The sequence below is a fragment of the Burkholderia sp. HAN2018 genome (genome assembly GCF_024704855.1).
GTDB classification, from domain to species: domain Bacteria; phylum Pseudomonadota; class Gammaproteobacteria; order Burkholderiales; family Burkholderiaceae; genus Burkholderia; species Burkholderia cepacia.
Window position 1 is genome coordinate 1 of the sequence record NZ_QOBB01000055.1, and the last position, 25,112, is coordinate 25,112.

Here is a 25,112-nt window from a genome sequence, read left to right on the forward strand (position 1 = left end):
CACATCCGCCACCGAATGACCCCGTTCGGTTACCTGTTTGACTGCCTCGATCTTGAACTCATCCGTGTACCGCTTGCCGCTCATCCTGACCTCCTCGGTTGCCATAAATTATGGCTCGAAGATGTCTACGAAAGGCTGGCCGGTCCAATATGGGTGCGAGAGTATGCCGACGGAGTGGCTACGTTCGAAGCCGGGCCGTTCGACGAGTAAGCTGGCGGCAGTCCAACGTCGTCGCGCCTCGCCGGTCGCCGGCGGTGGGGCGGAAAGGGCGAGTTGGGGCGCGGCCAGTGTTGATGCGTTAGCGAGCTGACGCGATATCTGCGCGTCCGTGAGAGGTGTGGTTGGTATCTGCTGATACCAACGAAAATCGCAAGAGTCTCGGGTACGGCTGGGAGGTAGAGTGGCGCCAGACGGGGGCGAAGCGGGGAGATTCTTGTGAATATGGGGGATGGCTGAGAGCTTGGCTGGTCCCCCCGACAGGAATCGAACCTGTATCTAGCGCTTAGGAGGCGCTTGTTCTATCCATTGAACTACGGGGAGCGCCATGTCCGGGTGCTCGCACAAAAAACGCGAACCGGACGGCAGTGTGGACAGCGCGCAGAGTATAGCAAACGCGCGGCGCGTCGGCGGGGTGGAATGCACGCCGACGCGCGCGATCGGGCAATCAGCCGCGATCAGAACATCGTCGAATCAGAAATCGACGACAACAAAATCTTCCTTGCCCACGTCGCACAGCGGGCAGCGCCAGTCGGCGGGAATGTCGGCGAAACGGGTGCCGGGTGCGATGCCTTCGTCGGGCAGCCCTTCCGCTTCGTTGTAGACCCACCCGCAAATCAGGCAGACCCAGCTCTGGTATTCGGTGACTTCGCTCATGTGGCGCTCGGTAAAAATGGAAATCCGGTGATGCCGTCCGCGGCCTGGCCGGCGGACGAAAGGCGCAATGGTACCGGAATTTCGCCGAACGGCTCCGCAACGTCGTTTTAAACGTACGCATCGCGAACAACGCAACCGGAACACGCATGCCGTACGTGCGGTGTATGCTTCCCGGGCTGTCCAACCATAAGGAGAATGCGATGCTGAACAAAAAGTGGATCGCGAGTGCGGTATGCGTGGCGGCGATGGCCGTGTCGACGGTCGCGCGGGCCGAGGCGCGCGTGTTTTTCGAAGCGCCGAGAGACGGCGCGACGGTGTCGAATCCGGTGCTCGTGAAGTTCGGGCTCGAAGGGATGGCGCTTCGGCCCGCCGGCGACATGACGCCGGATACCGGCCATCATCATCTGCTGATCGACGGCCGGCCGATTCCGAAGGGCGACGTGATTCCCGCTGGCGAACGTTCGCTGCACTTCGGCAAGGCGCAGACCGAAACCGAGCTCAGGCTGCCGCCCGGCCAGCACACGCTGACGCTGCAGTTTGGCGACGGCGCGCACCGCTCGTACGGTCCCGAAATGAGCTCGACGATCACCGTGAACGTCAAGTAAGCACGCATATCCGCGAGGGCGGCCGTGCCGTCCTCGCGACGGAGTGAGCCCGCGCCTGCGGGCGCGGGTGCCCGCCGCACGCGCGGCACTCGACCTCCGGCAACCGGCCCGCGCGACCGGTCTTGCACCTTATCCGTCCGGCCATACCGGTGCCGGCGCCCGCGACCGGTACAATGGGCGCTTCCGATTTCTCTCTTCGCCGTCTCCCCATGTCGCTCTATTCCATTACCGGCGCGCAGCTCGCGTTCGGTCACGTCGCGTTGCTCGATCACGCGGATTTCTCGCTGGAAGCCGGCGAGCGCGTCGGCCTGATCGGCCGCAACGGCGCGGGCAAGTCGTCGCTGCTGAAGATCGTCGCCGGGCTCGCGAAGCCCGACGATGGGCTGGTCACGCGCCAGCAGGAGCTCGTGACCGTCTATGTGCCCCAGGAGCCCGAATTCGAGCCGGGTGCGACGGTGTTCGATGCGGTCGCGTCGGGGCTCGCGCACACGCGTGAAGTGCTCGAAGAATACGACTCGATCGCGCACCGCCTCGCGGATACGCCCGAAGGCGCCGAACACGATGCGTTGCTCGCGCGGATGAACGCGCTGCAGTCGTCGCTCGACGCGCACGACGCGTGGAACTGGCGCACGCGCGTGTCGATGACGCTCGCGCAGATCGGCCTGGCGGACGTCGACGCGCGCGTCGACGCGCTGTCGGGCGGGATGCAGAAGCGGGTCGCGCTGGCGCGCGCGCTGGTGCTGCAGCCTGACGTGCTGCTGCTCGACGAACCGACCAACCACCTCGACTTCGACGGCATCCGCTGGCTGGAGGAGCTGCTCGTCGCGCAGCGCGCGGGCCTGCTGTTCATCACGCACGATCGCGCGTTCCTCGACCGCGTCGCGACGCGCATCGTCGATCTCGACCGCGGCCGGCTGTTGTCGTACCCGGGCAATTTCTCGGCGTACCAGACGCGCAAGGCGCAGCAGCTCGAAGTCGAGCGCGTGGAAAACGAGAAGTTCGACAAGCTGCTCGCGCAGGAGGAAGTGTGGATCCGCAAGGGGGTCGAAGCGCGCCGCACGCGCAGCGTCGGCCGCATCGCGCGGCTCGTGCAGATGCGCAACGAGCGCGCGGAGCGCCGCAATTCGCAGGGCAACGTGAAGCTCGACGTCGCGCAGGGCGAGAAGTCCGGCAAGATCGTCGCGGAGCTGACCGACGTGACGAAGCGCTACGGCGGCCGCACGGTCGTCGATCGCTTCTCGACGACGGTGATGCGCGGCGACAAGATCGGCTTCATCGGCCCGAACGGCGCCGGCAAGACGACGCTGCTCAAGCTGATTCTCGGCGAACTGAAGCCCGACGAAGGCACGGTGCGCACCGGCACGAACCTGCAGGTCGCGTATTTCGACCAGATGCGCGCGCAGCTCGACCAGGAAAAGAGCCTCGCGGATACCATCAGCCCCGGCAGCGAATGGGTCGAGATCGGCGGCGTGCGCAAGCACGTGATGAGCTATCTCGGCGATTTCCTGTTCGCGCCGGAGCGCGCGCGTTCGCCGGTGAAGTCGCTGTCGGGCGGCGAGCGCAACCGGCTGCTGCTTGCACGCCTGTTCGCGCGTCCGGCCAACGTGCTCGTGCTCGACGAACCGACCAACGACCTCGACATCCCGACGCTCGAACTGCTCGAGGAGCTGCTGGCCGACTACGACGGCACGGTGCTGCTCGTCAGCCACGATCGCGCGTTCCTCGACAACGTCGTGACGTCGGTGATCGCGTCCGAGGGCGACGGCAAGTGGCGTGAATATGTCGGCGGCTTCACCGACTGGCAGATCCAGAGCGCGCGCGCGGATCAGCTCGCGCAGCAGGAAGCCGCGAAACGCGCGGTGAAGGAGGCGGCGCCCGTCAAGGAGGAGCCGGCAAAAAGCGCCGCGGGCCGCAATGCGCAGCGCACGGTGAAGCTGTCGTTCAACGAGCAGCGCGAGCTCGATTCGCTGCCGGAGAAGATCGCCGCGCTCGAGGAGGAGCAGAGGACGATCAATGCCCGGCTCGAAGACGGTTCGATCTTCGCGAAGGATCCGCAGGAAGGCACGCGCCTGACCGAGCGGTTCGCGGCGATCGACGACGAATTGCTCGCGGCGCTCGAACGGTGGGAAACGCTCGAGGCGAAGCGCAAGCCGGCGTAATCCGCATGACGCGTCGCGCGGCCGGCGGCCGCCGCGCGCGATTGCGCGATTGGCGCGCCACGCGGAACCAGTAAAATACCGCGCGTCCCGGGCAGCGCAGCCAACGCCGCGCGCCCGCTTTCGGAGCAGTCCAAGCACACCGTTGTTTCGATTCGCTTTTTTACGGAACTCAACGTTTTGTCCACGACGTTATCCACACGAGGTGTGGACAACGTCCCGATGAATGACGAAATTCAGCGCCTATGTCAACGAAGAAACCCAGCGCGGCCTATAGCGAAGCATCGATCAAGGTGCTCAAGGGTCTCGAGCCGGTCAAGCAGCGGCCCGGCATGTACACCCGTACCGAAAATCCGCTGCACATCATCCAGGAAGTCATCGACAACGCGTCCGACGAAGCGCTCGGCGGCTACGGCAAGCAGATCACGGTCACGCTGCACGCCGACCAGTCGGTCTCGGTCGAGGACGACGGCCGCGGCATCCCGTTCGGCATGCACCCGGAAGAGGGTGTGCCGGTCGTCGAGATCGTATTCACGCGCCTGCACGCAGGCGGCAAGTTCGACAAGGCCGCGGGCGGCGCCTATACGTTCTCGGGCGGCCTGCACGGCGTCGGCGTGTCGGTGACGAACGCGCTCGCGACGCGCCTCGACGTCACCGTCTGGCGCGACGGCAAGATCGCGGAACTCGGCTTCGCCGAAGGCGATGTGGTGAAGCCGCTCACGACGCAGGGCGCGGGCCGCGGCGAAAAGAAGTCCGGCACGCGCGTGCAGGTGTGGCCGAATCCGAAGTACTTCGACTCGCCGAACCTGCCGCTCGGCGAACTGCAGCGCCTGCTGCGCTCGAAGGCCGTGCTGCTGCCGGGCGTCGAGGTCGTGCTCGTCAACGAAAAGAGCGGCGAGCGCCAGACGTGGAAATATGAAGACGGCCTGCGCGGCTACCTGCTCGACGAAATGAACGGCAGCGAGTTGCTGATCCCGTTGTTCGAAGGCGAGCGTTTCGCCGATTCGCGTTCGGGCGACGACACCTTCGCCGAAGGCGAGGGCGCATCGTGGGTCGTCGCCTGGAGCGAGGAAGGTTCGCTCGTGCGCGAGTCGTACGTGAACCTGATCCCGACGCCGGCCGGCGGCACGCATGAATCCGGCCTGCGCGACGGTCTCTACCAGGCGGTGAAAAGCTTCGTCGAACTGCACAACCTGCAGCCGAAGGGCGTGAAGCTGCTCGCGGAAGACGTATTCGCGCGCGTGTCGTTCGTGCTGTCGGCGAAGGTGCTCGATCCGCAGTTCCAGGGGCAGATCAAGGAGCGCCTGAACAGCCGCGACGCGGTGAAGCTCGTGTCGTCGTTCTCGCGTCCGGCGCTGGAGCTGTGGCTGAACCAGCACGTCGAGCACGGCAAGAAGCTCGCCGAACTCGTGATCAAGCAGGCCCAGGCGCGCACGCGCGCGGGCCAGAAGGTCGAGAAGCGCAAGAGCTCGGGCGTCGCGGTGCTGCCCGGCAAGCTGACCGACTGCGAGACCGAGGACATTACGCGCAACGAGCTGTTCCTCGTCGAGGGCGACTCGGCGGGCGGTTCCGCGAAGATGGGCCGCGACAAGGAATACCAGGCGATCCTGCCGCTGCGCGGCAAGGTGCTGAATACCTGGGAAACCGAGCGCGACCGCCTGTTCGCGAACAACGAGGTGCACGACATCTCGGTGGCGATCGGCGTCGATCCGCACAGCCCCGATGAAAGCGTCGACCTGTCGAACCTGCGCTACGGCAAGATCTGCATCCTGTCGGACGCGGACGTCGACGGCTCGCACATCCAGGTGCTGCTGCTCACGCTGTTCTTCAAGCATTTCCCGCAACTGATCGAGCGCGGCCACGTGTGCGTCGCGCGGCCGCCGCTGTTCCGTGTCGATGCGCCGGCACGCGGCAAGAAGGCGGCGCAGAAGCTCTATGCGCTCGACGAGGGCGAACTGGAAGCGATTCTCGACAAGCTGCGCAAGGACGGCGTGCGCGAGACGCAATGGAGCATCAGCCGCTTCAAGGGGCTCGGCGAAATGAGCGCCGAGCAGCTGTGGGATACCACGATGAACCCCGACACGCGCCGCCTGATGCCGGTGAAGCTCGGCGAACTCGACTACGAGGCGACCGTCGCGCGCATGACGATGCTGATGGGCAAGGGCGAGGCAGCCGCGCGACGCGGCTGGCTCGAGGAAAAGGGCAACGACGTCGAAGCGGACATTTAAGCCGGGAATCCGCGCGGCCGGGCATGACGCCCGGCCCGGCCTCACGCCACTTACGAATACGGAATTCAGATGGACGACAACACCTCCGATCTCTTTGCCGACTCCGGCGCGCCAGAGAGCGATGCGCTGACGCTCGGCAACTACGCGGAGCAGGCGTATCTCAGCTACGCGGTCAGCGTCGTGAAGAGCCGCGCGCTGCCCGACGTGTGCGACGGCCAGAAGCCGGTGCAGCGCCGGATCCTGTTCGCGATGAACGAAATGGGCCTCGGCCCGGACGCGAAGCCGGTGAAGTCGGCGCGCGTCGTGGGCGACGTGCTCGGTAAATACCACCCGCACGGCGACCAGTCGGCGTACGACGCGCTCGTGCGTCTCGCGCAGGATTTCTCGCTGCGCTACCCGCTGATCGACGGGCAGGGCAACTTCGGCTCGCGCGACGGCGACGGCGCGGCGGCGATGCGATACACCGAAGCGCGGCTCACGCCGATCTCGAAGCTTCTGCTCGACGAGATCGACCAGGGCACGGTCGACTTCATGCCGAACTACGACGGCTCGTTCGAGGAGCCGAAGACGCTGCCGAGCCGCATGCCGTTCGTGCTGCTGAACGGCGCGTCGGGTATCGCGGTCGGTCTTGCCACCGAAATCCCGTCGCACAACCTGCGCGAGGTCGCGGCGGCGGCGGTCGCGCTGATCCGCAATCCGAAGCTCTCGCATGCGGAGCTGATGAACCTGATCCCCGGCCCGGATTTCCCGGGCGGCGGCCAGATCATCTCGAGCGACACGGAAATCGCGGCGGCCTATGAAACCGGCCGTGGCAGCCTGAAGGTGCGCGCACGCTGGAAGATCGAGGATCTCGCGCGCGGCCAGTGGCAACTGGTCGTCACCGAGCTGCCGCCGAACACGTCGGGCCAGAAGGTGCTCGAGGAAATCGAGGAGCTGACGAACCCGAAGCTCAAGCTCGGCAAGAAGACGCTCACGCCCGAGCAGCTCAACACGAAGAAGGCGATGCTCGACCTGCTCGACGCGGTGCGCGACGAGTCGGGCAAGGAAGCGGCGGTGCGGCTCGTGTTCGAGCCGAAGTCGCGCACGATCGACCAGACGGAATTCGTGAACACGCTGCTCGCGTACACGAGCCTCGAGTCGAACGCGACGCTGAACCTCGTGATGATCGGCGCCGATGGCCGGCCGGGCCAGAAGGGCCTGCTGACGATCCTCGACGAATGGGTGAAGTTCCGCCAGCTGACGATGACGCGCCGTTGCCGCCATCGTCTCGCGAAGGTCGACGACCGCATCCACATCCTCGAAGGGCGGATGATCGTCTTCCTGAACATCGACGAGGTGATCCGCATCATCCGCGAGTCGGACGAGCCGAAGGCCGCGCTGATGAGCGCGTTCGGCCTCAGCGAACGGCAGGCGGAAGACATTCTCGAAATCCGGCTGCGCCAGCTCGCGCGGCTCGAGAAGATCAAGATCGAGAAGGAACTCGAAGCGCTGCGCGACGAGAAGGCGAAGCTCGAGGAACTGCTCGCGAACGAAAGCGCGATGAAGCGGCTGATGATCAAGGAGATCGAGGCCGACGCGAAGCAGTACGGCGACGATCGCCGCACGCTGATCCAGCAGGAAAAGCGCGCGACGTTCGAGGCGAAGGTGGTCGACGAACCGGTGACGGTGGTCGTGTCGCAGAAGGGCTGGGTGCGTGCGCTGAAGGGCCACGGGCTCGACCCGGCAGGTTTCACGTTCAAGGCCGGCGACCATCTGTACGCGGCGTTCCAGTGCCGCACGCCGGACCGCCTGATCGCGTGGGGCAGCAGCGGCCGCGTGTATTCGGTCGACGTGTCGGTGCTGCCGGGCGGGCGCGGTGACGGCGTGCCGGTCACGTCGCTGATCGAGCTCGAATCGGGCTCGCACCTGATGCACTACTACGCGGCGCCGGCCGACCAGCAACTGCTGCTCGCGTCGAGCAACGGCTTCGGCTTCCTCGCGAAGGTCGGCGACATGGTGAGCCGCGTGAAGGCCGGCAAGTCGTTCATGACCATCGATGCGGGCGCGGTGCCGCTCGCGCCGATGCCGGTGCTGCCGAACGCGACGCAGGTCGCGTGCCTGTCGAGCGGCGGCCGCCTGCTGGTGTTCGGGATGGACGAGATGAAGACGCTGTCCGGCGGCGGTCGCGGCGTGATCCTGATGGCGCTCGACGACAAGGAAACGCTCGTTCAGGCGCTCGCTATCGATCCGGCCGGCGTCGTGCTGATCGGTACCGGCCGCGGCGGCAAGGCGCAGGACGAGACGCTGTCGTATGCGGGGCTGGCGCCGCACGTCGGCAAGCGCGCACGCAAGGGCCGCGCACCGGAGACGAAGCTCAAGGTCGTCAACGAGCTGCGTCCGCTGCTCGGCTGACGCGACGCACGATCGATCGACCGGTTCAGCCGCGATCGAAGGCCGCACCTCCGCTTCGGCGGGCGTGCGGCCTGTTTTTTTGAGCGGGCATTCGGGTAAGCAAGCGTGGCGCTGTCACGCGGAACTTGCAAAATAGTGTGAAATCGCGCCTGGGGTCTGAACCGGGCGGCGACAATCCGGTCGAACGTCGCTCGATGCCGCGTGCGACGCGGCCGTTCGCCGTACCCCACTCCTCACAGGATTGCCGTCATGTCCCATGCTGTCTCCGTCGCGCTGTTTCTTCATCTGCTGGCCGTCGCCGTGTGGGTGGGCGGGATGGTCTTCGCCAACTTCTGCCTGCGTCCGGCGCTGTCCGACCTGTCGCCGCAGCTTCGGTTGCCGCTGATCGAAGGCGTGTTCGGCCGCTTCTTCAACTGGGTGTCGGGTGCCGTGATCGTGATCCTGCTGTCCGGCGGCTTCCTGCTCGTGGAATTCGGCGGCGCGCACGCAACGTGGTCGCTGCACGCGATGGCCGGGCTCGGCGTCGTGATGATGCTGATCTTCGGGCATATCCGGTTCGCGCTGTTCCCGCGCATCCGTCGTGCGGTGCAGGCGCAGAAGTGGCCCGACGGCGCGCGCGCGGTGAATACGGTGCGCCTGCTCGTCCTCGTGAACCTCGTGCTCGGCGTCGTGACGATCGGCGCGGCGGTGTTGTCGCGCAGTTTCTGACCTGTCGGTGCCGGCCGGCGCGCAGCCGCCGGCGCATCGGCCTGCTTCGCTACGCGGCCAGCATCGCATCGAGCAGCCATGAGCCGACCGGGCCGAGCGGCCGGTTGCGCGACCAGACCGCATCGACCCGCACGCGGCGCGGCCAGCCGCGCGCACGCAGTTCGCACAGGCGATCGCGCGCAAAGTGGTCGACCATCCAGCGCGGCAGTTCGGCCCAGCCGAACCCCTGCACGGCCATCTCCAGCAGCATCAGGTAGCTCGGCGCCAGCCAGTGGTGCGTGCCGACGACGATCCGGTCGCCGGTGCCGCGACCTTCCGGTTTCACATAGGTATTGAGGCGCAGTTCGCGCACGTCGCGCAGCGCGGCGTGCGGCACGTCGGCGTCGCCGTATTCGGCGAGCGCGTGCATGCGGCCGACGAACAGCCCGATCTCCGATTCCTCCGCGATCGTCGCCGCGCCGATGTCGGCCGGGTAGGCCGCGCGCGCGGCCATCAGCCCGAGCTGCGCGCGTCCCTGCTGGATCAGGTCGAGCACGTCGTCGTGCTCGGCGATCTGGCATTCGAACTCGAGCGCCGGAAAGCGCCGCTCGAGCGCCATCAACGTTTCCTCGTAGCGCTTCGACTGGTACGTATCGGACACGACGAGCGTCAGCCGCGCTTCCTCGCCGCGCGCGAGCCTTGCGGCCGTGCGGTCGATTGCCGCGCCGGCCTCGAGTGCGCGCTGCACCTGCGGCAGCAGCGTCCGCCCGGCGTCGGTCAGCGTCGGCGCGCGCGTCGAGCGGTCGAACAACTGCACGCCGAGATCGATCTCGAGGTTCGCGATCGCCTCCGACACGGTCGACTGGCGCTTGCCGAGCTTGCGCGCGGCGGCCGTGAACGAACCGAGCAGCGCGGCTTCGGCGAATGCGAGCAGGGCTTCGGGGGCGTGGCGCATGCGGCGCTCCTGATGGCGTTATATCGGAAAAACCGATGATATCAAACTAGATTCATACGGTTGCGCCGATCAAAATGGCCGCCATCAACGAAGCAGACGAATCGGAGGGAATCATGAAACAGGTCAACAAAACGGTGACGGAACGGTTGCTGCATGCACTGACGTTCGAACTGGTCGCGATCGCGCTGTGCGCGCCGCTCGGCGCGTGGCTGCTCGACATGCCGGTGTCGCACGTCGGCGTGCTGACGGTGATGGTGTCGCTGATCGCGATGGCGTGGAACATGGTGTTCAATACGCTGTTCGACCGCGTCGAGCGGCGCGCGGGGTGGTCACGCACGCTCGGCGTGCGGATCGCGCATGCGGCCTTGTTCGAGCTCGGCCTCGTCGTGCTGGTGGTGCCGGTCGCCGCGTGGTGGCTGAACGTGAGCCTCGTCGAGGCGCTGCTGCTCGACCTCGGTATCGTGCTGTTCTTCCTGCCTTACACGTTCGCCTTCAACCTTGCGTACGACGCGCTGCGCGCCCGCTGGATGGCACGCCGGGTCGCGGTGCAGGCAGGGTAAGGACGGGCGAATGCCGGTCAAGGCCGACGGGGCGGCGGCTGCCGCCCGTCAGCGCGCGGCGGCCCACAGCCACACGCCGCACGCAACCGCGACCGTGCCGTACACGGCATAGACGGGCACCTTGAAGCGCGCGAAGCAAAGCGTCGCGAAGGCGCCTGTCAGCCAGTAAACGGGGTCGGCCGGTTCGCGGTGCAGGATCCTCACGACCGCGACGACGAGAAAACCCGTGGTCGCCGCGCGCAGCAGGCGCATCCCGTGCTCGAAACGCGAATGGCGCTTGAGCCGGGACAGATGGTTCTGCGCAAACACGACGAGGCAGCCCGACGGAATGAACAGCGCGGCCGTCGCGAGCAGCGCGCCGACCCAGCCGTCGGTCAGGTAGCCGAGAAACGGCACGACGTTCAGCAGCGGCCCCGGCGCGACGGGCGACAGCGCGAACGCAAGCGTGAAGTCGTGATCGGAGATGCCGGTTGCCGGCGTGACGAACAGCGTCTTGAGCACGGGCAGCGCGGAAAAGCCGCCGCCGAACAGCGTCATGCCGGCGCCGGCGAGGCGCGGCCACAGCAGCGTCGCCTGGTAATCGCCGGGCAGCGGCACCGCGAACAGCGTGACGAGTACGCCGAGCAGCACGAGCAGGTTGCGGTCGCGGGCCGACAGCGTGAAATCGACCGCGTCGCGCTGCGGCGGCCCGGTCAGCCAGCCCGCCGCGAATGCGGCGAAAAGAATCCCGACGAAAGCGGCCGGATTATGCGCGAAAGCAAGCAGAATCGTCGACAGCGCGGCGATCAGCTGTTCGCCCCGTGTGCGCGCGAGCGAGCGCAACTGCTTGACCCACGTCACGCCGATCAGTGCGGCGAGCACCATCCCGAAGTGATTGATCAGCATCGGCGCCGCCAGCGAGCGCACGAATGGCGTCCGATAGAAGATCGCGAACAGCGTCATCAGGATGGAGAAGGGCAGCACGCTCGCGATGCCGGCAACCCATGCGCCGACGCGGCCATGCAGTATCTGGCCGACCTGTACCGCCACGTTGCAGCCTACGGGGCCCGGCACGAGCCAAGCCAGCGCGACGAGATCGCCGAATACGTGAGGCTCGATGCGCTGCAGCCGCTCCACGTAGTGGCGTTCGAGCTGCGCCATCATCGAAAGTCCGCCCCACGAGACCGCCGAAATGCTGGCAACGACCTTGAACAGGTCCCACAGGGAAGCCTGTGCCTGTTCGACATCAGCGGTCGCTTCGATTTCGACGGTTGTCATCTTGGTGGTATGGGCTCGGGGCCCGATCTCTCGCGTATGGCCATGCCGGCGGCCCGCCGACACGTTGCCCCTCCCGATTGTCCGCCGCGCATCGTGACACGACCATGAGCGAAAACGCTAGTTCATGAACCGAACAATCGGATCGGAAAACGAAACAATGACGGTGCACGCAACGCCCGCCACGGCTACGGTGCGCTTACGCGCCCGTGCTGCCCGTCGCGCGGTGCGCGATCACGTTCGGTGAATCGCTGCGCACGCCGAAGCGTGCGATCAGCGCGGGAATCGCGTCGGCCGGCACCGGTCGCGAGAACAGGAAGCCCTGCGCCTCGATTTCGCCGAGCGCGGACAGCCACGTGATCTGCTCCTCGGTTTCCGTGCCCTCGACGACGACGGTCAGCCCGAGCGAGCGCGCGAGATGCACGATCGACGACACCATCACGCACACGCTGCGATCGTTCGGGATCGCCTGCACGAACGAGCGGTCGACCTTCAGCGTGTCGACGGAGAAGCGATGCAGGTACGACAGCGACGAATAGCCGGTGCCGAAATCGTCGAGTGCGATCCGGATGCCGAGTTTCTTCAGTGCGACGATCTTCTCGGACACGAGCTCCGGATATTCCATCATCGCGGTTTCGGTGATCTCGATTTCGAGCCGGTTCGCGTCGATGCCGGTTTCCTGCAGCGTGCTCGAGATCGTCTCGATCAGGTCGCCGCGCCAGAACTGCACCGGCGAGATGTTGACCGCGAGCGTCAGCGTATCGTGGCCCTCGTCGCGCCAGCGCGCGATCTGCTCGCACGCGGTGCGGATCACGAAGTCGCCGATCGGCACGATCAGGCCGGTCGATTCGGCAATCGAAATGAATTCGTTCGCGGAGATGATCCCGTGCTCCGGGTGATCCCAGCGCGCGAGCGCCTCGAAGCCGGTGATGTGGCGGTGCGTGAGGTCGATCTTCGGCTGGTATGCGAGGAACAGCTGCCCCTCGGCGAGCGCGACGCGGAGTTGCTGTTCCCAGCGCATCAGGTGGTCGGCGCGGTGCGACAGGTGCGGCGCGTAGAACTGGTAGCAGTTCTTGCCGGCGTCCTTCGCGCTGTACATCGCGAGATCGGCCTTCTTCAGCAAGTCGATCTCGCTTTCGTTCGCGACCGTGTGCAGCGCGATGCCGATGCTCGCGTGCAGGACGAACGAGCTGCCGCGCACGTCGAACGGCTCGCTGAACATCCGGATGATCGCTTCCGCGAGCCGCACCGCGCGCCGCTCGACGTCGTCGCCCTTCATCACGACGACGAACTCGTCGCCGCCGATCCGCGCGAGCGAGCCTTCGTCGCCGACCGCATCGGCCAGGCGCGACGCGGTCATCTGCAGCACGATGTCGCCGGCGTTGTGGCCGAGCGTGTCGTTGACGGTCTTGAAGTTGTCGAGGTCGATGAACAGCAGCCCGAGCCGCGACAGGCTCGTCGGCATCGACACGTCGTTGCGCAGCCCGCGCAGCGTCGCATAGCGGTTCGCGAGGCCGGTGAGCAGGTCGTATTCGGCGAGCTGCGTCATTTCCCGCTCGCGGCCGAGCAGCTTGCCGATCAGCCCCGTCGCGACGCCGAAGAACGCGAGCATCGCGAGCGTGATGAAGCTCGTCATCAGCAGGTAGACGTTGCGCGTGTGGTAGTAGTCCGCGAATTCCTCGGTCTGCGACAGCCCGACCATCACCGCGAGCGGGTAGCCGTCGAGGTGGCGGTACGACACGATGCGCGTCACGCCGTCGATCGGGTCGATGATCGTGCCCGTCACGCGCTCGGCGATCGGGTAGACGCCCGACGCCGAAAACGCGCCCGGCGCGTTGCTGACCGAGCCCGTGCGCCGCGCGAGCACGCCGCCCGTATCGGACACGACCGCGATCACGCCTTCCTTGCCGATCGCCGCGTTGTTGTAGAAGTCGTTCGTGAAGTAGCTCGGGTCTTCCGACACGACGACGATGCCCGCGAAGCTGCCGTCCGGGTTGTTCAGGCGGCGTGTCATCTGCAGCGTCCAGTGGCTCGATACGCGGCCGAGCACGGGCTTGCTGATGAAGAGGCGGTCGTCGTTGTGCGCGAGGTGGACCTTGAAGTGCTCGCGGTCGGACAGGTTGATCGGCTGCGGATGCAGCTCGGCCGTGTTCGCGAACAGGATGCCCTTCGCGTTGACGAGCGACACCTGGATCAGCGTGTCGCTCGGCACGACGCCTTTCTCGACGGCGCTCGCGAGGTTGAAGCGCGCGGGGGACTTCTCGAATTCGAACTTGACGAAGCGGGTGATCTGGTCGACCTGGTGGATCGCCTTGACCGTATGCTGCTCGAGCGCGGAGGACAGGATCGCCGCGGAAGCCGCCGCCTCCTTGTAGGCGCTGTCCTTTTCCACCGAGAGACGCGCGATGATCACAGCCCACAGCAGCGCAAGCGCCAGCATCCCGAGCAGCGGGATCGCAAATAGCGCACGCCGGCGCGATTTGCGCGGCGCGCGAAGCGGCCGGGTCGGCGGCGTGTGGTTGGACCGGGCGGAGCTCATCGAAGAGGGTGGCGTCCTGCTCGCGTGCGCCATCCGTCAGGATGGCTGGCTATGGTTCGGGTTGTCCCGACGTCTGTTCGTTCGCGGGACACGCAACCATGGACAGACCTCCGAAACAACGGATTAGGCCCGATATTACTGGCTGGAACGTTTTTGCGATAGTTGGGCGAAGCGTAGGGGGCGCCGGGCGGGCCGGCGCCATCGCACATCGCGAAATGTCACACGGGTGACAGGAAGGTGCCGTCGACGACCGTGACGACGTGGCCGCCGATCCAGGTGGTGCCGTCTTCGGCATAGCTGACGAAGATGCGGCCGTCGCGGCCGATCGCCGTACCCTGGCGGGCCGTATACGACGGGCCGGGGCGTCGCTCCTGCCGCGTCAGCAGCCCGGCCAGCGCGGCGTTTGCGCTGCCGGTGACGGGATCCTCGCCGAAGCCGAAGTTGCCGCCCGTCATCAGGCAGCGGATTTCGAACGTCGCGGGGCCGCCTTCGGCGTGCGGGGCGTAGACGGCGAGGCCGTCCATGCCGTAACGGTGCGTGAGCGCCTCCAGCGCGGCCGGATCGGGCGACAGGCCGATGCACGCGTCGGCCGACTTCAGCCGCACGACCAGCCACGGCGCGCCGTTGTCGACCGCGCACGGCTCGGCTTCCAGGTCGATCGCGTCGCTGCGCAGCGCGGCAGCCAGCGCCGCGTAGTCCGAACGGTCGAGCGGCGTGACGCGGGCCGGCGGCGCGGCGAACGCCCAGCCGTCGGCCTGCTCGCGCAGCGCAACCAGGCCGACCCCGCACTGCTGGATCAGCCGGCCCGGCGTACGCGGCCGCGCGCCGCTTTCCAGGAACGCATGCGCGGTGCCGAGCGTCGGGTGGCCGGCGAACGGCAGTTCACCGGCCGTCGTGAAGATCCGGACGCGGTAGTCGGCTTCCGGATCGGTCGGCGTGCAGACGAACGTGGTTTCCGACAGGTTCGTCCAGCGGGCGATCTCGAGCATGGCGTCGTCGTCGAGCGAATCGGCGTCGAACACCACGGCGAGCGCGTTGCCCTTGAACGGCACCGACGTGAACACGTCGACCTGCTTGAAGCGGACGAGACGGCCGGGCACTGCGTTGCCCCCGTTACGCAACTTCGGCGATCAGCTCGATCTCGACGCACGCGCCGAGCGGGATCTGCGCGACGCCGAAAGCCGAGCGTGCGTGCTTGCCCGCGTCGCCGAACACTTCGGCGATCAGTTCCGACGCGCCGTTCGTCACGACGTGCTGTTCGGTGAAGTCGAGCGTCGAGTTGACGAGGCTCATCAGCTTGACGATGCGCGTGACCTTGTTCAGGTCGCCGGTGTGTGCGTGCAGCGTCGCGAGCAGGTCGATCGCGATCGAGCGCGCGGCCGCCTTGCCGTCTTCCGTCTGCAGATCCGCGCCGAGCTTGCCGGCCCAGACCTTGCCGTCCTTCTTCGCGATGTGGCCCGACAGGTAGACCGTATTGCCGCTTTGCGCGCTCATCACGTAGGCGGCGGCCGGTGCGCCGGCGGTCGGGAGCTCGATGCCGAGCGACTTCAGCTTGTCGTAGACGTTAGCCATGGATTCGATTCCTCGTAGAGAGTCGTGACAGGAAAAAGGGGATCAGAGGCGCTCGCGCAGCAGCTTGCCGAGGCGAGCGACGCCTTCCTCGATCTTCTCGGGCGGCACCGTCACGAACGACAGGCGCAGCGTGTTCTGCTGCGCGTTGTCCGCGAAGAACGGCGCGCCCGGCACGAAGGCGACGTGGTTGTCGACGGCCGCGGCGAGCAGCTTCATGCTGTCGATCTGCGCGGGCAGGTTCACCCAGATGAACATCCCGCCTTCCGGCCGGTTCCACGTGACGCCTTCCGGCATGTGGCGCTCGAGCGAGCCGAGCATCGCGTCGCACTGCGCGCTGTACAGCTCGCGGATCGTCGGGATGTGCTCGTCGAGGAAACCGTCCTTGATCACTTCGTGCGCGATGCGCTGCGTGAGCGTCGGCGTGTGCAGGTCGGTGGCCTGCTTGGCCTGCACGAGCTTGAAGTGGAGTTCCTCGGGCGCAATGATGTAGCCGATCCGCAGGCCCGGCGCGAGCACCTTCGAGAACGTGCCGAGGTGCACGACGTGATCGGGCGCCATCGACAGCATCGTCGGCAGCGGCTCGCCGCGGTAGTTCAGCGCGCCGTACGGATCGTCTTCCAGCACCGGGAACGGGCTCGACTGCGCGAACGCGGCGAGCGCGCGGCGGCGCTCGACGGGCAGGCGGCGGCCGGTCGGGTTCTGGAAGTTCGGCTGCGCGTACAGCAGGCGCGCGCCTTGCGTGAGTTCCGGCGTCAGGCCTTCCGGCAGCAGGCCCTGCTCGTCGGTCGGCACCTGCACGTAGCGCGGCTCGTACAGCGAGAACGACTGCAGTGCGCCGAGGTAGGTCGGGGTTTCGACGAGGATCGGGCTGCCCGGATCGACGAGCGCCTTGCCCAGCAGGTCGAGCGCCTGCTGCGAGCCGGTCGTGATCAGCACCTGCGACACGCGCACGCTGTAGCGCTCGGCGATCCATTCGCGCAGCGGCAGGTAGCCTTCGGTCGCGCTGTACTGGAGCGCGGCGGCCGGCGCGTCGCGCAGCACGCGATCGGCGGCGGCGCGCATGCGTTCGGCCGGGAACGTCGCAGGGGCGGGCAGGCCGCCGGCGAACGAGATGACCTCGGGGCGTTCCGTGACCTTCAGGATTTCGCGGATCGCAGAGCTCGTCAGCTTGCGGGCGCGTTCGGAAAGCTGCCAGTGCGGCGGATGCAGGTCGCTCGGATTCATAGTCTCCTCGTTCGGATATCGTGGTCAGTCAAGAAAGGTCGTTCGGGCAAATCGCTTCGACGCTGCCGGGTGGGCATGCGCGAGCGCGATCGAGCCTTCGCGGCCGGGTGGGCAAAACCGATCAGGCAAAACGTCCATTATGGCGCACCTGTTCAGCCGGCGCGAGCCGGTTGCGCGGCCGTGGCAACCGCCGAGCGGCGCCCGAGCACCACGGTGGCGATCACCGCGGCCGCGAACAGCCACGTGGACGACGTGACCGTTTCGCCGAACAGTAGCGCGGAAAAGGCGATCGTGAAGAAAATCTGCAGCAGTTGCACCTGGCCCACGCGCGCGATGCCGCCCATCGCGAGCCCCGCGTACCACGCGAAAAAGCCGATGAATTGCGAAAAGAGGGTCACGTAGCCGAAGGCGAGCCACGTGCGCAGGGCGAGCGGGCCCGGATGCGCGGCATGCTGCATCCATGCGAGCCAGCCGACCGGCAGCACGAGGAACGGCGCGGACACGACGAGCGCCCAGCAGATCACCTGCCAGCCGCCGATCTGGCGCGCGAGGCGCGCGCCTTCCGCATAGCCGAGCGCGCCGATGCCGACCGCGACGAGCATCAGCGCGTCGCCGGCCTGCACGGTGCCGCCGCCGTCGCGCAGCGCGAACGCGATCACGAGTGCGCTGCCGGCCACCGCGCTGGCCCAGAACGCCTTCGACGGCCGCTCGTGCGACAGCCATGCCGCGTACAGCGCGACGAATAGCGGCTGGAGGCCGTTGACCACTGCGCCGTGCGACGCCGGTACCGATTTCATCGCCCACGCGGAGAACACCGGATACGCGATGATCACGCCCGCCGACGTGATCGCGAGGCTTTTCAGTTGCGCGCGGGTCGGCAGCGGCTCGCGGCGCCACCACAGCAGCAGGCCGGCCGGTACGGCGGCGGCGAGCGCGCGGCCGAGCCCGTTGAGCAGCGGATGGAGTTCGGAGACGACGATCCGCGTCATCGGCAGCGTCAGGCTGAAGATCATGACGCCGATGAGGCCGAGCAGCATGCCTCGGGTTTCGCGCGAATTCATGGGGTAAGTGTCTCCGTGTTGCCGGTATTGGGGTGGGGGCGGGGCGGCGGGAGCTCAGCGCAGCGTGCGCGGGCCCTGCGGCGTGTCGAATTCGGCGACGAGCGCGGGCGGGCCGTCGGCGGCTTCGAGGTCGAGCAGATGGGCGGCGCCGAGCCAGTCGAGCTGCTCGCGGACGGCGTCGGCACGCGGGTGGGTGCCCTTGAGCGCCTTCAGCGCGATGCCGTGATCCGGCAGCGACTCGGCCGGGTGGCGCGGGCTGTCCCACTGGATCAGCGACGGCACGAGCCCGTCGCCCGCGCCTTGCCACGCGGGGAATGCGCCGTCGTCGGGCACGGTGAGGCCCCAGCTCAGGTCGCCGCGCCGCATCGCGACCACGGGCGCGATGCGTGCCGGGTACTGGCTCTGCCACAGCGCGAGCTGGCGCGGACGGTCGACGCGCGCGACCCAGTGCGCGAGAAACGGGCCTTGCGCGAGCCGCGCTTGCATGGCCGGCTCGTCGAGCGCGAACAGCCGGGCGCGCGGCGGCTCGGCGCCGTCGTTCGGCGCCGGCGCGTCGGGGTCGATCGCGATCACCTCGAGGTACAGCCCGCCCCACGCGCCGAACAGCGCGTTGTGGGTTCGCATCAGCGGGTGGCGGCCGCCGCCGGCCGGTTCGATGCCGAGCGCGTCGGCGACATGGCGTACGCCTTCGTCGAGCGTGCGCGCGGCGATCACGAGATGGTCGAGTGTCAGGGAGCGGGCTGGCATGAACGTCGGTCGGGAAGCGAAAGTGTCATGGTGGGCAGGCGAGGCGCCGGGCGATGGCCGGACCGGCCGGCGTACCGGCCGCGATGCGGGCCGGTGGGCGCGGTGCCGGGTGCGGCGGTGCCGGAACGGCGGCCGCACGGTCGCCAGTCCGGTCAACTGTAATCGTCGCTACCGGCACAGTAACGGTACAATCGGCGCGATAGCCTTCGGTACAGTTGGAGCTGCCGCCCATGTCCACCGTTCCACTCGCCCAGATTCCCGCGCCGCACGATACGGCCACGCTCACGCTCGTCGACCAGCTGGTCCAGTGGGCGCGGCGGCGTATCGACGAACGCGTGTTCCGGCCCGGCATGCGGATGCCGTCGATCCGCAAGCTCGCGCTCGACAAGAGCGTATCCCGCTTCACCGTCGTCGAGGCCTATGAGCGGCTCGTCGCGCAGGGCTATCTCGACTCGCGGCGCGGCTCGGGTTTCTACGTGCGCGAGCGCACGGCCGCCGGCCCGCAGCCGGCCGACAGCGTCGCGCGCGTGGCCGAGGCCGCGCCGGTGCACAACACGATCGACGTTGTCTGGCTGCTGCGCAACATGCTGCACACTGTCAGCCCGGAAAAGGGGCCGGGTCTCGGCTATCTGCCGGGCCGCTGGCTCGACGGCGAACTGATTACCGGCGCGCTGCGCGCGCTCGGGCGCCAGTCCGGCGCGCAGATGCTCGGCTTCGGCACCGCGCAGGGCTTCCTGCCGCTGCGCCAGCAACTGCAGACGCGCCTCGCCGAAGTGGAGATCGGCGCGAAACCCGAGCAGATCGTGCTCGTCTCGGGGATCACGCAGGCGATCGACCTGATTTCGCGGATCTACATGCGGCCTGGCGACGCGGTGATCGTCGGCGATCCGGCCTGGTTCCAGATGTTCGGCCGCTTCGCGGCGCAGGGCGCGCAACTCGTCGGGATGCCTTACACGCCCGACGGCCCCGATCTCGACGCGCTCGAAACCCTGGTGCAGATGTGGCGGCCGAAGATGCTCGTGATCAACTCGGTGCTGCAGAACCCGACCGGCACGTCGCTGTCGGCCGCGCAGGCGTTCCGGATCCTGAAGCTCGCGGAGGCGTACGACTTCCTCGTCGTCGAGGACGACGTGTACGGCGACCTGTGCCCGCCGAGCTATCCGGCCACGCGCCTCGCGAGCCTCGACCAGCTGAAGCGCGTGATCTACCTCGGCAGCTATTCGAAGACGCTCGCGGCGAACCTGCGGGTCGGCTATGTTGCGTGCGCGCCGGAGATCGCGAAGGCGGTCACCGACCAGAAGATGCTGGTCGGGATGACGACGCCCGAGCTCAACGAGCGCGTGCTCTACAAGATCCTGACCGAAGGGCATTACCGGCGCCACGTCGAGCGGCTGCGCGCGCGGCTCGACGGCGTGCGCGACAAGACCGCGCGGATGCTCGAGCGCACCGGGCTCGGCCTCTTCACGATGCCGGCGGCCGGGATGTTCCTGTGGGCCGACACGGGCGTCGACTCCGACGCGCTCGCGGCGGTCGCGCACGAGGCCGGCTTTCTGCTGACGCCGGGCAGCCTGTTCTCGCCGCAGCAATCGCCGTCGACGTGGATGCGCTTCAACGTCGCGAACTGCGGCGATCCGGCGCTGCCGGGGCTGCTGTCGCGCTATATCGATTCGGCCGTACGCCGCGCGTCGTGACCCGGCGCGGCACGCCGGCCCTTGAAATCGGGCATGCGATCCCCAGATACGCGCGCAAACCGCTTGCGCCAGGCGGTGGCCCTTCAGGGCCGTCCGGCATCGCGCGCCGGGCGCCTGCGCCACACCATTCAAGTTCAAGTAAGAGGAAACAGCATCCATGGCACATGAAACGATGAGCTTTCAGGCAGAGGTCAAGCAACTTCTCCACCTGATGATCCATTCGCTCTACAGCAACAAGGAAATCTTCCTGCGCGAACTGGTGTCGAACGCGTCCGACGCGGCCGACAAGCTGCGTTTCGAAGCGCTCGCGGACAACGCGCTGTACGAGAACGATCCGAACCTGCGCATCCGCATCGGCTTCGACAAGGCCGCCCGCACGATCACGATCGAGGACAACGGCATCGGCATGAGCCGCGACGAGGCGATCGCGAACCTCGGCACGATCGCGCGTTCGGGCACCAAGGAATTCTTCACGAAGCTGTCCGGCGACCAGCAGAAGGACGCGGCGCTGATCGGCCAGTTCGGCGTCGGTTTCTACTCGGGCTTCATCGTCGCGGACAAGATCACCGTCGAGACGCGCCGCGCGGGCCTGCCGGCGAACGAAGCCGTGCGCTGGGAAAGCGCGGGCGAGGGCGACTTCACGATCGACGCGATCGAGCGCGCGCAGCGCGGCACGACGATCACGCTGCACCTGCGCGAAGGCGAGGACGAGCTGCTGTCGTCGCACCGCCTGAAGTCGATCATCCAGAAGTATTCCGATCACATCGCGCTGCCGATCCTGATGCAGAAGGAAGAGTGGGATCAGGAAAAGGGCGAGATGGTCCTGAAGGACGAGGACGAGACCGTCAACCAGGCGAGCGCACTGTGGACGCGTTCGAAGAGCGACGTCACCGACGAGCAGTACACGCAGTTCTACCAGCACATCGCGCACGACCACCAGGATCCGCTCACGTGGACGCATAACCGCGTCGAGGGCCGCAGCGAATACACGCAGCTGCTGTTCGTGCCGGCGCACGCGCCGTTCGACCTGTGGAACCGCGACTACCGCGGCGGCCTGAAGCTGTACGTGAAGCGCGTGTTCATCATGGACGACGCCGAGCAGCTGCTGCCGCAATACCTGCGCTTCGTGAAGGGCGTCGTCGATTCGGCCGACCTGCCGCTGAACGTGTCGCGTGAAATCCTGCAGGAAAGCCGCGACGTGAAGGCGATCCGCGAAGGCGTGACCAAGCGCGCGCTGTCGATGCTCGAGGAACTCGCGAACGCGGAAGAGGATGCCGGCAAGGAGAAGTACAAGACGTTCTGGGGCGCGTTCGGCCAGGTGCTGAAGGAAGGCCTCGGCGAGGATCACGCGAACCGCGAGCGCATCGCGAAGCTGCTGCGCTTCGCGTCGACGCACGGCGACACCGACGCGCAGGACGTGTCGCTCGCCGACTACGTGTCGCGCATGAAGCCCGAGCAGAGCAAGATCTACTACGTGACGGCCGACACGTGGCAGGCCGCGAAGAACAGCCCGCACCTTGAAGTGTTCCGCAAGAAGGGCGTCGAGGTGCTGCTGCTGACCGACCGCGTCGACGAATGGATGCTGTCGTTCCTGCATGAATTCGACGGCAAGCCGCTCGCGAGCGTGGCGCGCGGCGACCTCGATCTCGGCGAGCTGAACGACGAAGAGAAGAAGGCGCAGGAAGAAGCGGGCGAGGCGATCAAGCCTGTCGTCGAGAAGATGAAGGAAGCGCTCGGCGACAAGGTGAAGGAAGTGCGCGTCACGTTCCGCCTGACCGATTCGCCGTCGTGCCTCGTCGCCGACGACAACGACATGAGCGGCTACCTGCAGCGGATGCTGAAGGCGGCCGGCCAGAATGCGCCGGCGATGCAGCCGATCCTCGAGATCAACCCGGAGCACGCGCTCGTCAAGCAACTGAAGGCCGACAGCGCCGATTTCGGCGACTGGGCCCATCTGTTGTTCGATCAGGCGCTGCTGGCCGAAGGCGGCATGCTGGACGATCCGGCGAGCTTCGTGAAGCGGACCAACGCGCTGCTGCTGTCGCGCGCCGCGTGAACGCGCGCTTGCGATTCGACGGCGGGCAGGCCGGCTGGCGCGAGACGCCGCGGCCTGGCTGCACGCTCGACCAGCGCGACTGGCTGACGCGCGGCGGATCGCTGACCGCGCACCTCGCGCGGCTCGGCCGCGTGAACGTGCGGGTGACGCGCGAGGCCGTCGACTGCCCGTGGTTCGACGAGCCGGACGCGCTCGCCAGTTCGCCGCGCGCGCCGATGTGGGTGCGCGAGGTGATCCTGTCGGTCGACGGCACGCCTTTTGTTGCCGCGCACAGCATCGCGCCGCTCGCGGCCAGCAAGGGCGTGTGGCAGGCAATGCGGCGGCTGCGCACGCGGCCGCTGGCCGAGTTGCTGTACAGCGATCCGCAGGTCGAACGTTCTGCGCTCGTCAGCCGGCGCGTGATCGCCGGCCATCCGCTGTACGCGCTCGCGAGCCATGCGCTCGGCGCGGGCGTGCGCGCGCCGCATGCGTTCGCTGCGCGACGCTCGGTGTTTCAGCGTCACGGCAAGCCGTTGATGGTCACCGAATGCATGCTGCCGGCGCTGTGGCGTCATCTCGATGCGCACGGCGACGGGCCCCGGTCCGTCGGGCCGCGTGGAGTCGCGTGATGCTGCAGGGGTTTGCGCCGGTCGTCGGGCCGGATACGCACACGATGATCCTCGGCAGCTTTCCGGGCGAGGCTTCGCTCGATGCCGCGCAGTATTACGCGCATCCGCGCAACCAGTTCTGGCGGTTGCTGGGGGCGGTGCTCGGCGAGCCGACGCTTCATGAACTGCCGTACGATGCACGGCTCGTGTGCGTGCTTTCGCATGGCATCGGCATCTGGGACGTCCTCGATGCATGCCATCGGAAAGGCAGTCTCGACTCGGCGATCCGGAATGCGAAGCCGAACGACTTCGATTCGTTGCGGGAACATGCGCCGTTGCTCAAGCGCGTGTGCTTCAACGGCAAGACGGCAGGGCGGTTCGCCGACGTGATCGGCCACGCCGGATACGACACGCTCGTGCTGCCTTCGTCGAGTCCGGCGAATGCAATGTTGTCGTTCGAGCAGAAGCTCGCGCAGTGGCGGCAGATTCGCGACTGATTGCGGCGTGAGGGGCGAGGCGGGCAGCCATCGTGCGCAACGCTCAATCGTCCTTGCCCCATCTCCATCTGGGCTTCTCGCCCTTGATCCAGCACACCATGGTCAGCAGTGCGACCAGCACCACGATGCACACGCCGTAGGCGAACGGTGAACGGTGAGGCGGCGCCAGCCATGCGCTCGCGATGATCCCGAGCGCGAACAGCACCAGCACGACCCAGCCCTGCCACGCAACCGGCAATCCCCAGCCCCATCCGTAGCGTTTCGCCGGAAACCAGATCTTCCTGTTGGTTGAGGTCATGTTTCCTCCTTCGAGCGATGAATGCCGTGTATCGCCAACGGGATTCGAAGTCGGGGGCAGCCGGGCGCGCCTCGCGGCTGCCATCCCCCACCAATGCTATCCTCTCGTCCGCTAAAACCAGCGTCACCCAGCGAGATTCAATCATGACCCGACTGATCAAGCGCGCGTCCGCCGAGGCGCGCGCGTTCAAGAATCGCAAGCCGTCCTCCTACAACGGCTCCGAAAAACTCCAGCCGCCGCGCGTGAAGCGCCGCCCGGACATCGACGAACGCGACGACGTGCCCGTGCTCGAAGCGCCGCGCAAGCCGCGCTTCGCGCCCGTCACGTTCTCGGAAGAGGGCGGTGTGCGCTTCCTGCACTTCGGCACCGAGTGGGTACAGGGTGCGATGCGGATCTCGAAGCCGCTGCACATCGAGCTCGAATACGCGCAGCAGATGATGGCGTGGCTGCTGTTCCTCGAAACGCCCGGGCGGATCGTCCAGCTCGGGCTCGGCACCGGCGCGCTGACCAAGTTCTCGCACCGCTTCCTCCCGCAGGCGAAGGTCGAGGCCGTCGAGCTGAACCCGGCCGTGATCGTCGCCGCGCGCACGATGTTCGCGATGCCGCCCGACGACGCACGTCTCGTCGTGCACGAAGCCGACGCGTGGGACTTCGTCAACGACCCGGCCAACCGCGGCACGACGGGCGCGATCCAGATCGACCTGTACGACGCGACCGCGCGCGGCCCGGTGCTCGACAGCGTCGCGTTCTACCGTGCGGTGCGCGGCTGCCTTGCCGACGCGGGCATCGCGACGATCAACCTGTTCGGCGACCATCCGAGCTTCGTGCGCAACATGAAGCACCTGAACGCGGCGTTCGATCATCGCGTGATCGCGCTGCCGGAAGTGCATGACGGCAACCGGATCGCGATCGCGTTCTCGGGCCCCGCGCTCGACGTGTCGTTCGCGCAGCTCGACGCGCGTGCGAAGCTGATCGAGGACACGCTGAAGCTGCCCGCACGCAAGTGGGTGAAAGCTTTGAAAGAAACGATCGGCGCGCGCGATACCTCGTTCGCGATCTGACGCTTCAGGCACCGGCGGCAGGCCGGTGCAACCACGCGGCAAGGGGCGGATCACCTCGGGTTCGCCCCCG

Annotated in this window: 22 protein-coding genes and 1 tRNA gene; 11 read left to right on the forward strand and 12 right to left on the reverse strand. The window is 67.2% G+C overall.

Going from position 1 to position 25,112, the window contains the following annotated elements; genetic code table 11:
- The 3 genes from DPV74_RS16540 to DPV74_RS16550 form a co-directional block, all read right to left on the reverse strand.
- On the reverse strand, positions 1-84 hold an 84-nt coding region (locus DPV74_RS16540), incomplete at its 3' end, for a transposase (protein ID WP_162923060.1).
- A 381-nt stretch (positions 85-465) separates the two neighbouring features.
- A tRNA-Arg gene (locus DPV74_RS16545) sits at positions 466-540 on the reverse strand.
- 150 nt (positions 541-690) lie between these two features.
- The gene (locus tag DPV74_RS16550; RefSeq protein WP_006398668.1) at positions 691-873 is read right to left on the reverse strand and encodes a rubredoxin; all 183 of its coding nucleotides are present in this window, start codon (positions 871-873) and stop codon (positions 691-693) included.
- A gap of 200 nt (positions 874-1,073) precedes the next feature.
- Between DPV74_RS16550 and DPV74_RS16555 the strand changes: the two genes are divergently transcribed.
- The 5 genes from DPV74_RS16555 (at position 1,074) to DPV74_RS16575 (ending at position 8,961) form a co-directional block, all read left to right on the forward strand.
- Positions 1,074-1,478: a DUF4399 domain-containing protein gene (locus tag DPV74_RS16555; RefSeq protein ID WP_119337588.1), complete on the forward strand. Its 405-nt coding sequence runs from the start codon at positions 1,074-1,076 to the stop codon at positions 1,476-1,478.
- A gap of 173 nt (positions 1,479-1,651) precedes the next feature.
- The gene (locus DPV74_RS16560; RefSeq protein WP_172535150.1) at positions 1,652-3,637 is read left to right on the forward strand and encodes an ATP-binding cassette domain-containing protein; all 1,986 of its coding nucleotides are present in this window, start codon (positions 1,652-1,654) and stop codon (positions 3,635-3,637) included.
- 242 nt (positions 3,638-3,879) lie between these two features.
- Positions 3,880-5,862, forward strand: coding sequence for a DNA topoisomerase IV subunit B (gene parE / locus DPV74_RS16565; RefSeq protein ID WP_021158532.1), 1,983 nt, complete (start codon positions 3,880-3,882; stop codon positions 5,860-5,862).
- A gap of 69 nt (positions 5,863-5,931) precedes the next feature.
- Positions 5,932-8,253: a DNA topoisomerase IV subunit A gene (gene parC, locus DPV74_RS16570; RefSeq protein WP_059697995.1), complete on the forward strand. Its 2,322-nt coding sequence runs from the start codon at positions 5,932-5,934 to the stop codon at positions 8,251-8,253.
- 249 nt (positions 8,254-8,502) lie between these two features.
- Positions 8,503-8,961, forward strand: a complete 459-nt coding sequence (locus DPV74_RS16575) for a CopD family protein (protein ID WP_060319499.1) — start codon at positions 8,503-8,505, stop codon at positions 8,959-8,961.
- A 49-nt stretch (positions 8,962-9,010) separates the two neighbouring features.
- Here the strand turns inward: DPV74_RS16575 and DPV74_RS16580 are convergent, their stop codons facing one another.
- Entirely contained in the window at positions 9,011-9,895 is an 885-nt protein-coding gene (locus DPV74_RS16580) for a LysR family transcriptional regulator (RefSeq protein ID WP_119337589.1), read from the reverse strand.
- Between the two features lie 113 nt (positions 9,896-10,008).
- Here DPV74_RS16580 and DPV74_RS16585 point away from each other — a divergent pair, with 113 nt between their 5' ends.
- On the forward strand, positions 10,009-10,455 hold the full coding sequence (locus tag DPV74_RS16585; protein WP_060357749.1) for a multidrug/biocide efflux PACE transporter: 447 nt from the start codon (positions 10,009-10,011) through the stop codon (positions 10,453-10,455).
- A 48-nt stretch (positions 10,456-10,503) separates the two neighbouring features.
- Here the strand turns inward: DPV74_RS16585 and DPV74_RS16590 are convergent, their stop codons facing one another.
- From DPV74_RS16590 to DPV74_RS16620, 7 genes are all read right to left on the reverse strand, one after another.
- Positions 10,504-11,712 carry a chromate transporter gene (locus tag DPV74_RS16590; RefSeq protein WP_027786787.1) on the reverse strand — a complete coding sequence of 403 codons (1,209 nt, stop codon included), beginning with the start codon at positions 11,710-11,712 and terminating at the stop codon, positions 10,504-10,506.
- Positions 11,713-11,908: 196 nt separating this feature from the next.
- A complete protein-coding gene (locus tag DPV74_RS16595) occupies positions 11,909-14,248 on the reverse strand; it encodes an EAL domain-containing protein (protein ID WP_027786788.1) in 2,340 nt (779 codons plus the stop codon).
- A gap of 218 nt (positions 14,249-14,466) precedes the next feature.
- On the reverse strand, positions 14,467-15,348 hold the full coding sequence (locus DPV74_RS16600) for a PhzF family phenazine biosynthesis protein (RefSeq protein ID WP_059697991.1): 882 nt from the start codon (positions 15,346-15,348) through the stop codon (positions 14,467-14,469).
- Between the two features lie 13 nt (positions 15,349-15,361).
- Positions 15,362-15,820: a RidA family protein gene (locus tag DPV74_RS16605; protein ID WP_006478174.1), complete on the reverse strand. Its 459-nt coding sequence runs from the start codon at positions 15,818-15,820 to the stop codon at positions 15,362-15,364.
- 42 nt (positions 15,821-15,862) lie between these two features.
- Positions 15,863-17,044: a PLP-dependent aminotransferase family protein gene (locus DPV74_RS16610; protein WP_048025387.1), complete on the reverse strand. Its 1,182-nt coding sequence runs from the start codon at positions 17,042-17,044 to the stop codon at positions 15,863-15,865.
- A gap of 152 nt (positions 17,045-17,196) precedes the next feature.
- Entirely contained in the window at positions 17,197-18,105 is a 909-nt protein-coding gene (locus DPV74_RS16615; RefSeq protein WP_021158543.1) for a DMT family transporter, read from the reverse strand.
- A 54-nt stretch (positions 18,106-18,159) separates the two neighbouring features.
- Positions 18,160-18,852, reverse strand: a complete 693-nt coding sequence (locus DPV74_RS16620) for a VOC family protein (protein ID WP_119337590.1) — start codon at positions 18,850-18,852, stop codon at positions 18,160-18,162.
- Positions 18,853-19,082: 230 nt separating this feature from the next.
- Between DPV74_RS16620 and DPV74_RS16625 the strand changes: the two genes are divergently transcribed.
- From DPV74_RS16625 to DPV74_RS16640, 4 genes are all read left to right on the forward strand, one after another.
- Entirely contained in the window at positions 19,083-20,543 is a 1,461-nt protein-coding gene (locus DPV74_RS16625; protein ID WP_027786792.1) for a PLP-dependent aminotransferase family protein, read from the forward strand.
- Positions 20,544-20,700: 157 nt separating this feature from the next.
- The gene (gene htpG / locus DPV74_RS16630; RefSeq protein WP_060319505.1) at positions 20,701-22,599 is read left to right on the forward strand and encodes a molecular chaperone HtpG; all 1,899 of its coding nucleotides are present in this window, start codon (positions 20,701-20,703) and stop codon (positions 22,597-22,599) included.
- Positions 22,600-22,607: 8 nt separating this feature from the next.
- Positions 22,608-23,207 carry a chorismate lyase gene (locus DPV74_RS16635; protein ID WP_060172975.1) on the forward strand — a complete coding sequence of 200 codons (600 nt, stop codon included), beginning with the start codon at positions 22,608-22,610 and terminating at the stop codon, positions 23,205-23,207.
- Complete coding sequence (locus DPV74_RS16640) at positions 23,207-23,683, forward strand: DNA-deoxyinosine glycosylase (RefSeq protein WP_059698011.1); 477 nt, start codon at positions 23,207-23,209, stop codon at positions 23,681-23,683. The genes DPV74_RS16635 and DPV74_RS16640 overlap by 1 nt, the downstream gene beginning before the upstream one ends.
- A gap of 43 nt (positions 23,684-23,726) precedes the next feature.
- Here DPV74_RS16640 and DPV74_RS16645 read toward each other — a convergent pair whose 3' ends face one another.
- Positions 23,727-23,981, reverse strand: a complete 255-nt coding sequence (locus tag DPV74_RS16645) for a hypothetical protein (protein ID WP_059697985.1) — start codon at positions 23,979-23,981, stop codon at positions 23,727-23,729.
- A 143-nt stretch (positions 23,982-24,124) separates the two neighbouring features.
- Here DPV74_RS16645 and DPV74_RS16650 point away from each other — a divergent pair, with 143 nt between their 5' ends.
- Complete coding sequence (locus tag DPV74_RS16650; protein WP_119337591.1) at positions 24,125-25,042, forward strand: spermidine synthase; 918 nt, start codon at positions 24,125-24,127, stop codon at positions 25,040-25,042.
- Positions 25,043-25,112: the final 70 nt, after the last annotated feature.

Excerpts from the sequence above, each read along its gene's own strand:
- DPV74_RS16550 (WP_006398668.1), bottom strand. The coding sequence starts at position 873 with ATGAGCGAAGTCACCGAATACCAGAGCTGGGTCTGCCTGATTTGCGGG.
- DPV74_RS16555 (WP_119337588.1), top strand. The coding sequence starts at position 1,074 with ATGCTGAACAAAAAGTGGATCGCGAGTGCGGTATGCGTGGCGGCGATG.
- DPV74_RS16560 (WP_172535150.1), top strand. The coding sequence starts at position 1,652 with ATGGGCGCTTCCGATTTCTCTCTTCGCCGTCTCCCCATGTCGCTCTAT.
- parE (WP_021158532.1), top strand. The coding sequence starts at position 3,880 with ATGTCAACGAAGAAACCCAGCGCGGCCTATAGCGAAGCATCGATCAAG.
- parC (WP_059697995.1), top strand. The coding sequence starts at position 5,932 with ATGGACGACAACACCTCCGATCTCTTTGCCGACTCCGGCGCGCCAGAG.
- DPV74_RS16575 (WP_060319499.1), top strand. The coding sequence starts at position 8,503 with ATGTCCCATGCTGTCTCCGTCGCGCTGTTTCTTCATCTGCTGGCCGTC.
- DPV74_RS16580 (WP_119337589.1), bottom strand. The coding sequence starts at position 9,895 with ATGCGCCACGCCCCCGAAGCCCTGCTCGCATTCGCCGAAGCCGCGCTG.
- DPV74_RS16585 (WP_060357749.1), top strand. The coding sequence starts at position 10,009 with ATGAAACAGGTCAACAAAACGGTGACGGAACGGTTGCTGCATGCACTG.
- DPV74_RS16590 (WP_027786787.1), bottom strand. The coding sequence starts at position 11,712 with ATGACAACCGTCGAAATCGAAGCGACCGCTGATGTCGAACAGGCACAG.
- DPV74_RS16595 (WP_027786788.1), bottom strand. The coding sequence starts at position 14,248 with ATGAGCTCCGCCCGGTCCAACCACACGCCGCCGACCCGGCCGCTTCGC.
- DPV74_RS16605 (WP_006478174.1), bottom strand. The coding sequence starts at position 15,820 with ATGGCTAACGTCTACGACAAGCTGAAGTCGCTCGGCATCGAGCTCCCG.
- DPV74_RS16610 (WP_048025387.1), bottom strand. The coding sequence starts at position 17,044 with ATGAATCCGAGCGACCTGCATCCGCCGCACTGGCAGCTTTCCGAACGC.
- DPV74_RS16615 (WP_021158543.1), bottom strand. The coding sequence starts at position 18,105 with ATGAATTCGCGCGAAACCCGAGGCATGCTGCTCGGCCTCATCGGCGTC.
- DPV74_RS16620 (WP_119337590.1), bottom strand. The coding sequence starts at position 18,852 with ATGCCAGCCCGCTCCCTGACACTCGACCATCTCGTGATCGCCGCGCGC.
- DPV74_RS16625 (WP_027786792.1), top strand. The coding sequence starts at position 19,083 with ATGTCCACCGTTCCACTCGCCCAGATTCCCGCGCCGCACGATACGGCC.
- htpG (WP_060319505.1), top strand. The coding sequence starts at position 20,701 with ATGGCACATGAAACGATGAGCTTTCAGGCAGAGGTCAAGCAACTTCTC.
- DPV74_RS16640 (WP_059698011.1), top strand. The coding sequence starts at position 23,207 with ATGCTGCAGGGGTTTGCGCCGGTCGTCGGGCCGGATACGCACACGATG.
- DPV74_RS16645 (WP_059697985.1), bottom strand. The coding sequence starts at position 23,981 with ATGACCTCAACCAACAGGAAGATCTGGTTTCCGGCGAAACGCTACGGA.
- DPV74_RS16650 (WP_119337591.1), top strand. The coding sequence starts at position 24,125 with ATGACCCGACTGATCAAGCGCGCGTCCGCCGAGGCGCGCGCGTTCAAG.